Genomic DNA, 13,227 nt, shown 5'->3' with positions numbered 1-13,227 from the left:
CCGGAAAGATTGCCTATCGTGAGTGAAATCCGCCTTTACGTGTCGACGACTGAAAAGCAGGCCGAGGAAATCCTCGACCTTCTGAGCGAGGTCTTCGGCGAAGAAGATTTTGCCATCGGCACGACCGAGATCGACGAGAAGAAAGATATCTGGGAAGCCTCCGTCTACATGATGGCGGAGGACGAGGCCGATGTACGCTCCCGCGTCGAAGAGGCGTTGGCGCAGGCATTTCCCGATGCGGCGCTGTCGCGTGAGGTCATTCCTGACGTGGACTGGGTGACGAAATCGCTTGAAGGGCTGAAGCCCGTCCGGGCAGGGCGCTTCCTCGTGCATGGCTCGCATGACCGCGACAAGGTGCGCATGGGGGACATTGCCATCGAGATCGATGCCGGCCAGGCTTTCGGCACCGGCCATCACGGCACGACGGCCGGCTGCCTTGAAGTGATCGACGGCGTGGTCCGGTCACGCAAGGTGCGCAATGCGCTGGACCTTGGTACCGGCAGCGGCGTGCTGGCGATTGCGGTGCGCAAGCTGCGCAACATTCCGGTGCTCGCAACCGATATCGACCCGATCGCCGTTCGTGTCGCGGCTGAAAATGTCCGTCGCAACGGCATTGCCAGCGGCATCAGAACGGTGACTGCACCGGGCTTCCACTCGACTGCCTTTTCCGAGAACGGACCTTTCGACCTCATCATCGCCAATATTCTGGCGCGGCCGCTGATCAGAATGGCGCCGCAGCTCGTCACCAATCTGGCGCCGGGTGGATCGGTGATCCTGTCCGGCATCCTTGCCAGCCAGCGCTGGAAGGTGATTGCCGCCTATAATGGCGCGAAGCTTCGCCACGTGCGCACGATCTGGCGCAATGGCTGGGTGACGATCCATCTCGATCGTACGTAATCTCGGGGAATTCCGAACAAGAAAAAAGGCGGTGCCTGAGGCACCGCCTTGGACCGGCATTTAAATCCGGTCTTGCCCGCGAGCTCGAAGGAGGAGGATGCTCGAGCGGGCACTACTGCATTCCGATAGGCCTGTCCGGTGGAGGGAGGAGGATCGGAAGGGCTTTAAGCTCAGAATGCGTAGCTCGGTGCGCCCTTGTGGCGCGTGGAACGCTGGCCTGCTGCGAGCACCTTGAGGCTATCCTCATTCTGCGGGCGGCGGGCGCCAATGACGTGACGCACAGTCTGGCGTTCGCCAGCCTGTACCGGGCTGCTGTAAGCGAAGCGCGAGAGAGAGGCGGTCATTTCAAAAAATCCTTTGTTGATGGTTCGTCGTGAACCGTTCGATGCGCTCTATATAGCTATTCCGTCATGCGGTGGCAGAGGGTTTGTTTCATTGCAGCCATGCGCGTAATGCATGAAGCGTGCCAGTTTCCCACATCGAGACACATTTCTGCCAAATTATTGGGCTGCCGCTACCTTCCAGGCGCTTCGCGTCGCTTTTTCTCCCCAATGACTGAAAATTCGCTAACATGGCCGTTATCCCATTAACCGGATTCGTTTCATTCATTCGGGTTTCCAGCATGTTCCAGTCTTTCGAAGTCACCTCCACGCCGCAGTTCGGCAGGGAACGGGTTTCCGCACTGCGCGCCAGTTTCGATGCGCTCGGCATCGATGCTTTCCTCGTGCCGCGCGCCGATGAATATAACGGCGAGTACGTGCCTGCCTGTGCGGAGCGGCTCTCCTGGCTGACGGGCTTCACCGGCTCTGCGGGCATTGCGCTGATCACCCGGACGGAAGCGATCGTCTATGTCGACGGGCGCTACGTGACGCAGCTTGCCGAGCAGGTCGATGGTTCCGTCTTTACCGGCGGCGATCTGGTCAACGAGCCGCCGCATGTCTGGCTGCCTGCGCATGGCAAGAAAGGGCTGAAGCTCGGCATCGATCCGTGGCTGCATTCGGGTGCCGAAGTGCGCAAGCTCGAAAAGGCGCTCTCGGAGATCGGTGGCGCACTGGTTTTCCTGCCGCACAATCCGCTCGACAAGCTCTGGGCAGACCGGCCGGCGGAACCGCTTGGGCCTGTCACCATCCAGAACGTGGCGCAGGCCGGAATTCTCGCCAAGGACAAGATCGCGACCATCGCGGATGATCTCGCCAAGAAGAACCTAAAGGCAGTGCTCATCGCCGATCCGTCTTCCATTGCCTGGATCTTCAACATCCGCGGCGCCGACGTGCCGCACACGCCGCATCCGCTGGCGCGCGCCATCATTCATGCCGACGGCAAGGCGGAGATCTTTCTCGACAAGCGCAAGACCGGCATCGAGCCGGAAGCCTATCTCGCGCAGATCGCCACCCAGCTTGCGCCCTCGCTGCTGGATGAGAAGCTTGCTGCGGTCGCCAAGGATGGCGGCCGCATCCTCATCGATCCCGATATCGCCTCCTATGCGCTCGCCGAGATCATCCGCAAGGCTGGCGGCGAAGTCGTGGAAGGTGTCGATCCGGCAAAGCTGCCGCGGGCTGTGAAGAACAGCGTCGAGATCAATGGCTCGGCCGCTGCCCATCTGCAGGATGGTGCGGCCATGGTGGAATTCCTCTACTGGCTGTCGCAGAGCAAGCCCGGCACGATCACCGAAATTGGCGCCGCTGAACGGCTGGAAGCGGCTCGCGCAAAGCTGGGTCAGAGCATGCAGAACCCGCTGAAGGATATTTCCTTCGACACGATCTCGGGTGCCGGCGAACATGCGGCCATCATGCACTACCGGGTGACGACGGCCACTGACCGGCATATCCAGCCGGGCGAACTCTTCCTGATCGATTCCGGCGCGCAATATATCAACGGCACGACCGATATCACCCGCACTGTCGGCATCGGTGCTGTCGGCGAAGAGCACAAGCGCTTCTTCACACTGGTGCTGAAGGGCATGATCCAGATCAGCACGGCGCGTTTCCCGAAGGGCACGCGCGGCTGCGATCTCGATCCGCTGGCGCGTATCGCGCTATGGCGGGCAGGGGCCGATTTCGCGCATGGCACGGGCCATGGCGTCGGCTCCTACCTCTCGGTTCACGAGGGACCGCAGCGCATTTCGCGGCTTTCGACGCAGGAGCTGCTGCCGGGCATGATCCTCTCCAACGAGCCGGGTTACTACCGGCCGGGCCATTTCGGCATCCGCATCGAGAACCTGATCTATGTGCGGGAGGCTGAAGCCGTCGACGGCGGCGACATGTCGATGCTCGGCTTCGAGACGCTGACCTTCTGCCCGATCGATCGCAGCATCGTCATCCCCGAATTGCTGACGCATGACGAGCTGCACTGGTTCAACGAATACCACCGCCAGACGCGCGAGGCGCTGATGCCGCTGATCCACGACCATGACGTCAAGGCATGGCTCGAGAATGCGACTTTGCCGTTGGAATACTGAGCGGCCGGCTATCCGGCCTTCGGTTCAGAGGCCGATCGTGTGTCGCCAGGTCATCACGATGATCCAGGCGGCCACGAGCATCCAGGTGTGCGAGAAGCGCAGACCGATGATGAGGGCGATTGCGAGCGCCAGTTTCGAATCCCAACCACCGATGAAGAAGGCAGGTGCGACGAGCGTCGTCAGGACCGCGGCCGGCACGGCATTCAATGCCGCCTCCATGCGCGGTGGGATGCGCTTCATCTTAGTGATCATGACGTAGCCGCCGATGCGGGTCGCGAAGGTCGCGGCTGCGGCGGCCAGAATCACGAGAGCCATGTGGAGATCGAACTGCATCTCAGACCTCGTGGTTTTCGGTGTTGAGGGCGTCGGCTTCGAGATCCGGCTCCTCCGCGGGAAGGGGTAAGAGGGCGGCAAGCAGGATGCCGGCCGCAGCACCGAGGCTCACATGCCAGGGGGAACCCACGAAATGATAGGCGATGACCGAGGCGACGGCGCTCGTCAGCGCCACAGCCAGGAAGTTGTCACGCTTGCGGAAGCCGAGCACGATAGCGAGGAAATAGGCCGGCAGCAGGATATCGAGGCCGATCGTCTTCGGATCGCCAATGAGGGATCCGAGCATGCCGCCGATCAGGCTGATCATGACCCAGGGAATGTAAATGATGATGCCGAAGCCGAGATACCAGGTGAAGGTAACGGGCTGACCTGCCTCACCGCGTCTGACGGTCTCGGCAAATTGCGGATCGACCAGCAGGAAGAAGGTGAAGAACTTCTGGATCGCCGTGAAATGCCTGATGTAGCGGGCAATCGCTGCCGAATAGAGCACGTGGCGGAAGTTGACCGCGAGGATCGACAGCACGATCACCCAAGCCTGCACATTGTGGCCGAAAAGCTCGATGCCGACCAGCTGACTGGCGCCGGCATAGACGGTGGCGCTCATGAAGGTGAGTTCGGAGAGCGACATGCCCTGCTCGGCGGCAAGTGCGCCGAACAGTGCTCCGAAGGGGGCAGAAGCGAGCGCCACGGCAAAGCCGCCCCGCAAACCTTCGACAAAGTCGGCGCGATTCATGGGATTAGGTCCTGTTGGAATTGAAATTTCCCTCTATGGTGTCTCACCTGCTGCGGCAATTGAATTTCCTTGATTCACCAATCGATTTTGCTGAAGCGTTACCGGTTTACGTCACCGGCAAGGCGAGGGAGACAATGAAAAAGATCGAATTTACAAAAGAGGAAAAAGCGGAAATCGTTTCGCGCATCCGGCAATATTTCGACCGCGAACTCGATCCGATCGGCGCGCTGCCGGCGGAATTCCTGCTCGACTTCTTCTCCGAGCATATCGGACCCTATTTCTATAATCGCGGCTTGAGGGATGCCCACGCCGCCTTCCTGAAGAAGATGGAGGATTTCGGAGAGGAGATCTATCTCTTGGAGCGCGAGGGCGAGAAAAACGGCTGATTAGGCAGCCAGAATATCGGCGCTGTTGACGATCTCAATGCCGTTCTGGCGCATCTCGTCGATGGCCGCGGCGACACCTTCGGGCGTTATGCCCCGGCTCGCGTCCTCGATGAAGCGGACCTTGACGCCAGGGATCAGCTCCAGCGCATCGAGCGCAGAGAATTTTACGCAATAATCCGTCGCAAGCCCGCAGACGTCGAGTTCGGTGACGCCCTGATCCACCAGGAAATCGGCAAGGCCGGTCACGGCATACTGATCGTTGTCGCGGAAGGCGGAGTAGCTGTCGACGTTCTTGTTTTCGCCTTTCTGCTGGATGAGATCGATTTGGGCAGCGTGGAGCTCGGGGTGCAGCTCGGCGTCGCGCGTATATTGCACGCAGTGATCCGGCCACAACATCTGCGGCTTGCCGGAGAGTTCGCCCATTTCGAAAGGGTTCTTGTCGGGATGAGAGGAGGCGAAGCTTCCGTGGTCCGCCGGGTGCCAGTCCTGTGAGGCGACTATGAGATCGTATTTGCCGCTGTCGATGAGGCTGTTGGCGACGGGAACGACTTCATGGCCATCCAGAACCGGCAGGTTGCCTCCGGGACAGAAGCCATTCTGAATATCGACCAGCAGCAACGCCTTCATCAAGCTATCCCTTACGCATTCCGCGTCGCAAAATGCCGACCAGTGCCGGCACAATCAACTAGTGGATTTCCGGGGGGCAGGGCGCAAGTGCTATTTCTCGTATCGAGAGTGGCAAATGGCTGCATCAACGTATTTTTCTGTTGCCGTTCGCGTTATACGCGAAAGCGGCAAGTATTTCGCGTTTTATATTAGGGTTTATGCATGCAGCTATGGAGCCGGATGCCTGAAGACCAGATCATCGGCATCACCCTCCTGGCGCGCCGCCTTTATATCCGGCACGGCGCCCAGCCGCTCAGCGAGCCGAATCGACCTCACATTGGGAGGAGCGATATAGCTCACCAGGGTCTTCAGGCCACGCACAGTAAAGGCCCAGTCGCGCAAAGCAACGGCAGCTTCATAGGCGTAACCTTTGCCCTCGGCCTGCGGATAGACGAGCCAGCCCAGTTCCTTCTCGGGAAAAAGCGGGCCGTGATTGATGCCAACCTGGCCGAGGCATTGTCCTGTGGCGCGGTCCTCCATCATCAGGGCGCCGTGGCCCATCAGCTCCCATAGGGCGACGTCATGGCAGAACATGCCCCAGGCGGCTTTGGTCGAATGCGGGCCGCCCATATAGAGCGCACGATCGGAGATCATCAGCGCATGATAATCCGGCCAGTCTTCCATCATGGGAGGCCGCAGAATCAGGCGCTCGGTTTGGAGCGTCGGTATTGCCGTCATCGGAAATCTCGCTGGAAAATCGGATGAAATCTGGAATGAGAACCGGCAGGTGCAGGTCATTCGGCAATGTCATTTACAGGGGATTCGTGCGATCGAAAAGCCAATGAGGGGAGCGTGGTCCGGAAGTTGACGGAAGATGAAGACGTGCTGTCGAACCAATACGGATGCTGCCCCGCCGTGAAGAGGCGCTATCAGGCAGCGAGGCGGCAAAAGTCAGTCACGGCCCGTTCAGCGAGGCTCCCCCGGCGGAGCCTCATTGCATCAGGCCGTCTGGTCGCTATCGCCGGTAGCGACGGGCGAGGTGCCATAAGTCGTCTGGTATGCGCGAAGTGCAGTCTGCATGTCGGTCAGGACCTTCGCCATTAGGCCGCTGTCATCATCGTCGCTGCCATCAGCGGCAATTTTCTGCGGATCGGCGGCAAGAATTTCCGACGTTGTGAGCCTGCTATCGCCATTCGTATCAAGGGCAGAGAGTGCGCCCTTGGAGCCGTCACCCTTGGCATCGGTGCTGGACTGGCTGTCGCTGTCATCGGTCCTCTGGAGCGAGAGCATGAGCGCCAGAATATCGGCTGCGATCTTCTGGACGACATCGGAGCCGGAGGAATCGTCATCGCCGGCGGACGTACTGGCGGTCGAGGCGCTGGCTGTTGAGGATTGGGAAGCGGCGGCGATCTCGTCTGCCGAGACGACGCCGTCACCGTTCTTGTCGAGTGGGTTGAGGGGGGCTTGATACTGGGTCAGCGTGCTGCCCAGGGCTGAAACACTGGTCACTTGAACCTCCTTTGAAGGTCTTGTGAAGCCTGCCTTTCATGGGCGGGCAATGACCGGGCTAGGCTGATTTGCGAGTCGGGTCAAAGCGGCGTTTTGTCATCTGGAGAAGCGCGTGCGGCTGGGCCTGTGATTCCTGGCGACGCGCCAAGGCAGTGGAGCGGTCAGACTCGCTCCACAAAACCGTCGAGCACACGCTTCTGGCCGGCTCGGTCGAAGTCGATCGTCAGCTTGTTGCCTTCGATGCCTGATATGGAGCCGTTGCCGAATTTGATGTGGAAGACGCGGTCGCCGAGTGCGAAGCGCGAGGGTTCGGTCGCAGTGGATTTCGCCACCAGTTCGCCCTCGATGGTGCGGCCGCGCGGGCCGCTTTCACCGTAGCCGATGCGCTCCACGGCATGGCCGGAGCGGCTGCCCCAGTTGTCGCGGGTGGCGTCGGTCTTGTTTTGCTGGGCGCGTTTCCAGCCGGGCGTGGAATAGGAATTGGAGAAGGGATCGGCCTTGTCGAAGCGCGACTGGCCATAACCGCCGCCGCGGCCGTAGCCACCGTAATTCTGCTCCATCTCGGCGACTTCCACATGGGTCTCCGGCAGTTCGTCGAGGAAGCGCGAGGGAATGGTCGATTGCCAGAGACCGTGGATGCGGCGGTTGGAGACGAACCAGATGTGGCAGCGGTGTTTGGCGCGGGTGATGCCGACATAGGCAAGGCGACGTTCTTCTTCGAGGCCGGCGCGGCCGGATTCATCGAGGGAGCGCTGATGCGGGAAGAGGCCTTCCTCCCAGCCGGGCAGGAAGACGGTGTCGAACTCCAGGCCCTTGGCCGAATGCAGCGTCATGATGGAGACGGCATCGAGATTTTCGTTCGTCTCGGCATCCATGACAAGCGAGACGTGCTCCAGGAACCCCCGCAAGGATTCGAAGCTATCCATGGAGCGGATGAGTTCCTTGAGGTTTTCGAGGCGACCCGGCGCTTCCGCGCTCTTGTCGTTCTTCCACATATCGGTATAGCCGGACTCTTCGAGGATCTGCTCGGCAAGCTCGGTATGTGGTGTGTTTTCAAGCAGTTCCTGCCAGCGGCGGAAAGATTGAATCACATCGAAGAGGGCCTTGCGGGCCTTGGGCTTAAGTTCGTCCGTCTCGATCATATCGGCGGCGGCCGCGAGCATCGGGATGTCGCGGGCGCGGGCATAATCGTGGAGTGCGCGCACCGTCGTATCACCGAGGCCGCGCTTCGGCGTGTTGATGATGCGCTCGAAGGCGAGATCGTCGGCCGGCTGGGCGACGAGACGGAAATAGGCCATGGCATCGCGGATTTCGAGGCGCTCGTAGAAGCGCGGGCCGCCGATGACGCGGTAGTTCAGGCCGAGTGTCACGAACCGATCTTCGAATTCGCGCATCTGGAAGGAGGCGCGCACGAGGATCGCCATGTCGTTCAGCAGATGCTTCTTTCCGTCGGCATCGCCGCGCTGCAGGCGCTCGATCTCCTCGCCGATGGCACGCGCCTCTTCCTCCGAATCCCAGGAAGCGTGGACCTGCACCTTGACGTCGTCAGGATCGGAGCGATCGGTGAAAAGCGTCTTGCCGAGGCGGCCTTCATTGTGGGTGATGAGATGGGCGGCAGCACCGAGGATATGGGCCGTCGAGCGGTAATTGCGCTCAAGCTTGATGACCTTGGCGCCTGGAAAATCCTTTTCGAAGCGCAGGATATTGTCTACTTCCGCACCACGCCAGCCATAGATCGACTGGTCGTCGTCGCCGACGCAGCAGACATTCTGCGGCTCGCCCTTGGGGCGCTGGGCGAGAAGCCGCAGCCACATATATTGGGCGGTGTTGGTGTCCTGATACTCGTCTACGAGGATGAAGCGGAACTTCTGGTGATATTCCTTGAGCAGGTCCGGCTGTTTGCGGAATATCGCGATCGGATGCATCAGGAGATCGCCGAAGTCGCAGGCGTTCAGCGTCGAGAGGCGGTTCTGATAGGCGAAGTAGAGATCGCGGCCGCGGCCATTGGCGAAGGCGCGAGCGTCTCCCTCCGGAATATCGGCGGGGCCGAGACCTTTGTTCTTCCAGGTATCGATCATGCCGGCGAATTGCTTGGCCGGCCAGCGCTTGTCATCAAGGCCTTCGGCCTGGATGATCTGCTTGATGAGGCGGATCACATCGTCGGTATCGAGGATGGTGAAATCGGAACGCAGGCCGACGAGTTCGGCGTGGCGGCGCAGGAGCTTGACGCCGATCGAGTGGAAAGTGCCGAGCCAGGGCATGCCTTCGACGGCGCCGCCGACGAGAAGCGCGATACGCTCCTTCATCTCGCGGGCGGCCTTGTTGGTGAAGGTCACGGCGAGGATCTGCGAGGGGAAGGCGCGGCCGGTCTGAAGGATATGGGCAATGCGGGTGGTGAGTACGCGCGTCTTGCCCGTGCCTGCGCCCGCGAGCACGAGGACGGGGCCTTCGAGTGTCTCGACGGCTTCGCGCTGTTCCGGGTTGAGACCGCTGAGATAATCGGGGCGACCGCCATCGCGGGCCGCCATGGCGCGGGCAGCAATGCCGCCGCCGGCAGCGGGCGCCCTTGCGGGAGCAGCGGGCTGTTGCGGCTTGCGCGGCGCATCGCCCGGTTCTTCGTCGAAGAAGGGCATATCGTCGAAACTATTGCTCATGGCGCGTAATGTAGTGATTCGGGAAGGAAAGACCAGAAAAGATGTTCTGCTTTCATTCCCAGCGGCTGCGCTATCCTCAGCCGGTTTATTTGCCTGGTCGGGAAGCCTGCCCAGGAGTTGTGGTCCTCCTGGAGCTCAACTATGGTCTCGCGCCAACCATTGGGAGAGCCATATGCACGTCATCGCCATTCTTGCCAATCTGATCCTGCTGATCATCGTTGCTGCGCTGATCGCGGGGAATGGTTTGCCGGACAGTGGCGAGGGCCTCGGATTCTTTGTCGCTGCCATTGTGGCTCCCGTGTTGAGCACGATTGCCTTGCTGCGCCGCAATGGGTCGATTTCCGAACTCGTTTCGCTTGAGATCCGGGCGCGCAAGGCCACGCTGAGGCAACGTATTGCCGAGGCAGAGGCAAAGGCGGCCGGCAACGGCATCGGCCGCTAAGGGCTGCTCTCAAGCGGCCTGCGGGCCGGCAAAAGCCAAGCAGACCGAAACCAGCGCAAAGAGCGGCGGCAGGGCCAAGCACCAGACGCCAATGGTCGCAAAGAGCAAGGCGGCAAGGCCGCAGCCGAGGGCGAAGGCGAAAACGGCGACCGTCAAGCGCGACAGGCGCCCTTTCACGGTCTTTGTCTGATCGCCGAGGCTGCCATGGGCGAGGTCGCCGAGATCGATCATGATCTGCGTCGTCGTGCCGGTCATCAGCGTGCTCGGCGGTGAGGCGCCGAGATGGATGCGGTGAGCGGCGTTCTGGATCGCCATGGCGATGACGAGCAGCATGCCGGTCGCGACCAGCGGCAGGCCATCCGGATTGGTAAAGGGCGCAAGCCAGATGGCGCAGGCGCCGCCGGCAATCAGGAAGAGAAGCTTGATCACGAGCAGGATGCGCAAGCCCTTCTCATCGCCTGGCGGCACATTGTGGGTGAGGTAGCGCAGCAGAAGGATCGTCAGGCAGAACACCGGCAGCGCCAGCAACTTGGCGATGATGCCAGACGTGCCGTGAGTGAGCGCTGCGCCAAGCGTCACGAAGTTGCCGGTGACATGGGCGGGGAAGAGGCCGCCAAGCGCCAGGAAGCCGGCTGTATCAACATAGCCGCCGGTCAGGCTCAGGAGCACGGGCAGGGCTGGGCGCATTGTTTTTTCCTCTATGAATTCGTTTGCCTAGTGTGCCGCGACGGCGTGGATTTCGGCAATATAGCCGCCCGGGAATTCCACCATGGCGGCGCGGCGATCGCCGGACTGGTAGGGTTCGACGAGAATTTCAGCGCCGCTCTCCTTGGCTTTTTGAAGCGTCGCGTCAAGATCGGCGGTCTCGTAGCCAGTCATTTCGCGACCATAGGGGAAAGGCAGCTGGCCATCGGTGACGAGCACGGTCATGCGGCCGAAGACGGATTCGATGCGCAGGCGGTGAAAGGCCTTGTCCGGCAGGCCAATCTCGGTGCCGGGCGCCTTCTCATCGTCGGAGACGACCTTGCCATGCGAGAAGGCGAGAAAGGCATGGGTGAAGGCGGCCACGCGGTCGACGGACACGTAGACGCGGTTTTCCGGGATGGTCGTGAAGGCCGGATAGTTTGGCGTGGTCGTGTGCCAATAGAGCTGCATGTTGACACCGCCCGGCCACTGGATGACGGCATCGCGGCCGATCGGATCCGGGAAGGCGGAGACAATGACGTCGGCGCCGGCAGCCTTTGCCGCGGCTATGGCCTTGTCGAGATCGGTGACGAGATAGCCTGATCGTTCGGCGCCGAAGGGGTAGGGGATCGGCGTCTCGAAGCCGAAGAGCGAGATAGTACCGACGGGCGTCTGCAGAAGCTGCGACGTCGTGCTGCTCGGCGTCGGCGTAACGGTTGCCGTTACCTGCTTGGTGCTGGTGCCGCCGAAAGTGGCGAGGAAGCTTTTGGCGAAGGCGTCCACGTCGCCAGGAGCGACATAGACATGGGTCGTATCATATTGCGCGCCGACGCCGAATTGCGGCGAGGCGGCATAGGCCGGGGCACCGGCTAGGCCGAGAAGGGCAACAAGGGCTAACGATAGACGAAGCATTGCGTGATCTCCTTCGGCCTGGCCGGCCGCTACTCCCGGTTTACGCCTTGATGAAGGCGAGAACGTCGGCGTTGAACTTGTCGGCTTCGGTCTGGGCGAGGCCATGCGGGGCGCCCGGATAGACCTTCAGCGTGCCGTTCTTCAGAAGCTTGATGCCCTTTTCGGCGGCAGCCTGGATCGGCACGATCTGGTCGGCATCGCCATGGATGAGGAGCGCCGGAACGTCGATCTTCTTCAGGTCGTCGCTGTAATCGACCTCGGAGAATTCGCGGATGCAATCGTAGTGGCCTTTGATGCCTCCGGCCATGCCCATCAGCCAGAAGGTTTCGCGCAGGCCTTCATTGACCTTGGCGCCATCGCGGTTGAAGCCGTAGAAGGGCATGGTGAGGTCGCGGTAGAACTGCGAGCGGTCGCCGGCCGTGCCCTTGCGGATGCCGTCGAAGACTTCGATCGGCAAGCCTTCGGGATTGGCAGGCGTCTTCAGCATCAGCGGCGGAACGGCGCCGACGAGCACGACCTTGGCGACGCGGCTGGTGCCATGGCGGCCGATATAATGGGCGACTTCGCCGCCGCCGGTGGAATGGCCGATCATGATGAGGTTCTTCAGATCGAGCTTCTCGATGAGCTCGGCGAGGTCATCGGCATACTGGTCCATATTGTTGCCGTTCCACGGCTGCGAGGACTTGCCGTGGCCGCGGCGGTCGTGGGCGATGACGCGGTAGCCCTGCTGGGCGAAATAGAGCATCTGCACTTCCCATGCGTCGCCCGAGAGCGGCCAACCGTGGGAGAAGAGGATCGGCTGGCCGTTGCCCCAATCCTGATAGTAAATCGTCGTTCCGTCTTTGGTTGTGATCGTCGGCATTGAACTTGTCCTATGCTGAGGTTGGCAGGATCTACGCCCTGGGGGCGGATGGTTTGCACCGCGGTGCTGACAGGGTCAGGAAGCATTTTTGCAATGGTCAGCGGAAGTGATGCTTAGGTGCAGGTTGCCCTATGCTTTTTCCCTGAGATCGAGCCAGGCGACGAGCAGAAAACCGCCGACGAGGCCCAGATGTTCGAAGAAGGAATTGGCGGCCATGAAGCGTTCCATTCCATCAGGCAATTCCCAGAAACGCAGGGCGAGGAAGGTGGCCATCAGTGTGAAGCCACCGAGGGCGACTGCGCCCAGCCAACGGAAAAAGCCGGTCAGAATCATGAGTGAGGCGACAAGCTCCAGGATGATGACGAATACGGCAAAGAGCGGGGCAGGCGAGAGGCCAAAATGCGTCATCTCGCCGACAGCACCCTGAAAGTCCGTGAGCTTGTTGAGGCCGCCCTGCAGATAGGCGGCGCAGAGGCCGAGATAGGCGATGAAGCGCATGAAGGCGGCGCCGAAAAGAGGGCGGGCGCGGGACGCAAATCGGATTTCAAGGGCATGCATGGCATCGATCCTCAGACGGCCCAGCAGGCGCAGCCGAGCGCACCCCAGAAGCTCTTGAGATCGGAGACCGGTGCCTTCGAACCCCAGGCATTGGCGTGGGCATGGCCGTGGACATTGCAATCATTGGCGCAGCCGCAGGCGGAAATCAGGTGGCGGTGCAACGAGTTCTTGCCGGCGCCCTCAGGCTCACCCC

Annotated in this window: 16 protein-coding genes; 4 read left to right on the top strand and 12 right to left on the bottom strand. The window is 61.1% G+C overall.

The window, feature by feature from the left end:
• The first annotated feature begins 18 nt into the window (after window positions 1-18).
• A complete protein-coding gene (locus AC1DTN_RS24195; RefSeq protein WP_477922942.1) occupies window positions 19-897 on the top strand; it encodes a 50S ribosomal protein L11 methyltransferase in 879 nt (292 codons plus the stop codon).
• Window positions 898-1,067: 170 nt separating this feature from the next.
• Here the strand turns inward: AC1DTN_RS24195 and AC1DTN_RS24190 are convergent, their stop codons facing one another.
• A complete protein-coding gene (locus AC1DTN_RS24190; RefSeq protein WP_007814367.1) occupies window positions 1,068-1,241 on the bottom strand; it encodes a hypothetical protein in 174 nt (57 codons plus the stop codon).
• A gap of 278 nt (window positions 1,242-1,519) precedes the next feature.
• Between AC1DTN_RS24190 and AC1DTN_RS24185 the strand changes: the two genes are divergently transcribed.
• A complete protein-coding gene (locus AC1DTN_RS24185) occupies window positions 1,520-3,355 on the top strand; it encodes an aminopeptidase P family protein (RefSeq protein ID WP_113324957.1) in 1,836 nt (611 codons plus the stop codon).
• 24 nt (window positions 3,356-3,379) lie between these two features.
• Here AC1DTN_RS24185 and AC1DTN_RS24180 read toward each other — a convergent pair whose 3' ends face one another.
• Window positions 3,380-3,688: an AzlD family protein gene (locus AC1DTN_RS24180; RefSeq protein WP_442206174.1), complete on the bottom strand. Its 309-nt coding sequence runs from the start codon at window positions 3,686-3,688 to the stop codon at window positions 3,380-3,382.
• 1 nt (window position 3,689) lies between these two features.
• Complete coding sequence (locus AC1DTN_RS24175; RefSeq protein ID WP_113324951.1) at window positions 3,690-4,421, bottom strand: AzlC family ABC transporter permease; 732 nt, start codon at window positions 4,419-4,421, stop codon at window positions 3,690-3,692.
• Window positions 4,422-4,555: 134 nt separating this feature from the next.
• Between AC1DTN_RS24175 and AC1DTN_RS24170 the strand changes: the two genes are divergently transcribed.
• The gene (locus AC1DTN_RS24170) at window positions 4,556-4,807 is read left to right on the top strand and encodes a DUF2164 domain-containing protein (protein WP_439015921.1); all 252 of its coding nucleotides are present in this window, start codon (window positions 4,556-4,558) and stop codon (window positions 4,805-4,807) included.
• On the opposite strand, the gene pncA is transcribed toward AC1DTN_RS24170, so the two are convergent.
• The 4 genes from pncA to AC1DTN_RS24150 form a co-directional block, all read right to left on the bottom strand.
• Window positions 4,808-5,434, bottom strand: a complete 627-nt coding sequence (gene pncA / locus AC1DTN_RS24165; RefSeq protein WP_113324952.1) for a bifunctional nicotinamidase/pyrazinamidase — start codon at window positions 5,432-5,434, stop codon at window positions 4,808-4,810. It lies immediately after the preceding gene.
• A gap of 207 nt (window positions 5,435-5,641) precedes the next feature.
• Entirely contained in the window at window positions 5,642-6,151 is a 510-nt protein-coding gene (locus tag AC1DTN_RS24160; protein ID WP_477922941.1) for a GNAT family N-acetyltransferase, read from the bottom strand.
• A gap of 261 nt (window positions 6,152-6,412) precedes the next feature.
• Window positions 6,413-6,922: a hypothetical protein gene (locus AC1DTN_RS24155; RefSeq protein ID WP_477922939.1), complete on the bottom strand. Its 510-nt coding sequence runs from the start codon at window positions 6,920-6,922 to the stop codon at window positions 6,413-6,415.
• Window positions 6,923-7,083: 161 nt separating this feature from the next.
• Window positions 7,084-9,576 carry an ATP-dependent helicase gene (locus tag AC1DTN_RS24150; protein ID WP_477922938.1) on the bottom strand — a complete coding sequence of 831 codons (2,493 nt, stop codon included), beginning with the start codon at window positions 9,574-9,576 and terminating at the stop codon, window positions 7,084-7,086.
• Window positions 9,577-9,748: 172 nt separating this feature from the next.
• Here AC1DTN_RS24150 and AC1DTN_RS24145 point away from each other — a divergent pair, with 172 nt between their 5' ends.
• Window positions 9,749-10,018 carry a hypothetical protein gene (locus AC1DTN_RS24145; protein WP_439015915.1) on the top strand — a complete coding sequence of 90 codons (270 nt, stop codon included), beginning with the start codon at window positions 9,749-9,751 and terminating at the stop codon, window positions 10,016-10,018.
• A gap of 9 nt (window positions 10,019-10,027) precedes the next feature.
• Here the strand turns inward: AC1DTN_RS24145 and AC1DTN_RS24140 are convergent, their stop codons facing one another.
• The 5 genes from AC1DTN_RS24140 to AC1DTN_RS24120 form a co-directional block, all read right to left on the bottom strand.
• Window positions 10,028-10,705 carry a YoaK family protein gene (locus AC1DTN_RS24140; protein WP_439015914.1) on the bottom strand — a complete coding sequence of 226 codons (678 nt, stop codon included), beginning with the start codon at window positions 10,703-10,705 and terminating at the stop codon, window positions 10,028-10,030.
• A gap of 27 nt (window positions 10,706-10,732) precedes the next feature.
• Complete coding sequence (locus AC1DTN_RS24135) at window positions 10,733-11,614, bottom strand: VOC family protein (protein WP_439015913.1); 882 nt, start codon at window positions 11,612-11,614, stop codon at window positions 10,733-10,735.
• A 40-nt stretch (window positions 11,615-11,654) separates the two neighbouring features.
• A complete protein-coding gene (locus AC1DTN_RS24130) occupies window positions 11,655-12,476 on the bottom strand; it encodes an alpha/beta fold hydrolase (protein WP_007814395.1) in 822 nt (273 codons plus the stop codon).
• A 129-nt stretch (window positions 12,477-12,605) separates the two neighbouring features.
• Window positions 12,606-13,034: a DoxX family protein gene (locus tag AC1DTN_RS24125; protein ID WP_477922936.1), complete on the bottom strand. Its 429-nt coding sequence runs from the start codon at window positions 13,032-13,034 to the stop codon at window positions 12,606-12,608.
• A gap of 11 nt (window positions 13,035-13,045) precedes the next feature.
• Window positions 13,046-13,227 (bottom strand): hypothetical protein (locus AC1DTN_RS24120; protein ID WP_477922934.1); only part of this gene is annotated, 182 nt, incomplete at its 5' end.

Source organism: Rhizobium sp. 01T444 (assembly GCF_056398305.1).
This window is presented reverse-complemented; position numbering and strand designations above follow the sequence as displayed.

Coding starts and splice junctions, on each gene's coding strand:
- pncA (WP_113324952.1), bottom strand. CDS start 5,434: ATGAAGGCGTTGCTGCTGGTCGATATTCAGAATGGCTTCTGTCCCGGA.
- AC1DTN_RS24180 (WP_442206174.1), bottom strand. CDS start 3,688: ATGCAGTTCGATCTCCACATGGCTCTCGTGATTCTGGCCGCCGCAGCC.
- AC1DTN_RS24135 (WP_439015913.1), bottom strand. CDS start 11,614: ATGCTTCGTCTATCGTTAGCCCTTGTTGCCCTTCTCGGCCTAGCCGGT.
- AC1DTN_RS24160 (WP_477922941.1), bottom strand. CDS start 6,151: ATGACGGCAATACCGACGCTCCAAACCGAGCGCCTGATTCTGCGGCCT.
- AC1DTN_RS24140 (WP_439015914.1), bottom strand. CDS start 10,705: ATGCGCCCAGCCCTGCCCGTGCTCCTGAGCCTGACCGGCGGCTATGTT.
- AC1DTN_RS24185 (WP_113324957.1), top strand. CDS start 1,520: ATGTTCCAGTCTTTCGAAGTCACCTCCACGCCGCAGTTCGGCAGGGAA.
- AC1DTN_RS24190 (WP_007814367.1), bottom strand. CDS start 1,241: ATGACCGCCTCTCTCTCGCGCTTCGCTTACAGCAGCCCGGTACAGGCT.
- AC1DTN_RS24145 (WP_439015915.1), top strand. CDS start 9,749: ATGCACGTCATCGCCATTCTTGCCAATCTGATCCTGCTGATCATCGTT.
- AC1DTN_RS24125 (WP_477922936.1), bottom strand. CDS start 13,034: ATGCATGCCCTTGAAATCCGATTTGCGTCCCGCGCCCGCCCTCTTTTC.
- AC1DTN_RS24170 (WP_439015921.1), top strand. CDS start 4,556: ATGAAAAAGATCGAATTTACAAAAGAGGAAAAAGCGGAAATCGTTTCG.
- AC1DTN_RS24175 (WP_113324951.1), bottom strand. CDS start 4,421: ATGAATCGCGCCGACTTTGTCGAAGGTTTGCGGGGCGGCTTTGCCGTG.
- AC1DTN_RS24130 (WP_007814395.1), bottom strand. CDS start 12,476: ATGCCGACGATCACAACCAAAGACGGAACGACGATTTACTATCAGGAT.
- AC1DTN_RS24150 (WP_477922938.1), bottom strand. CDS start 9,576: ATGAGCAATAGTTTCGACGATATGCCCTTCTTCGACGAAGAACCGGGC.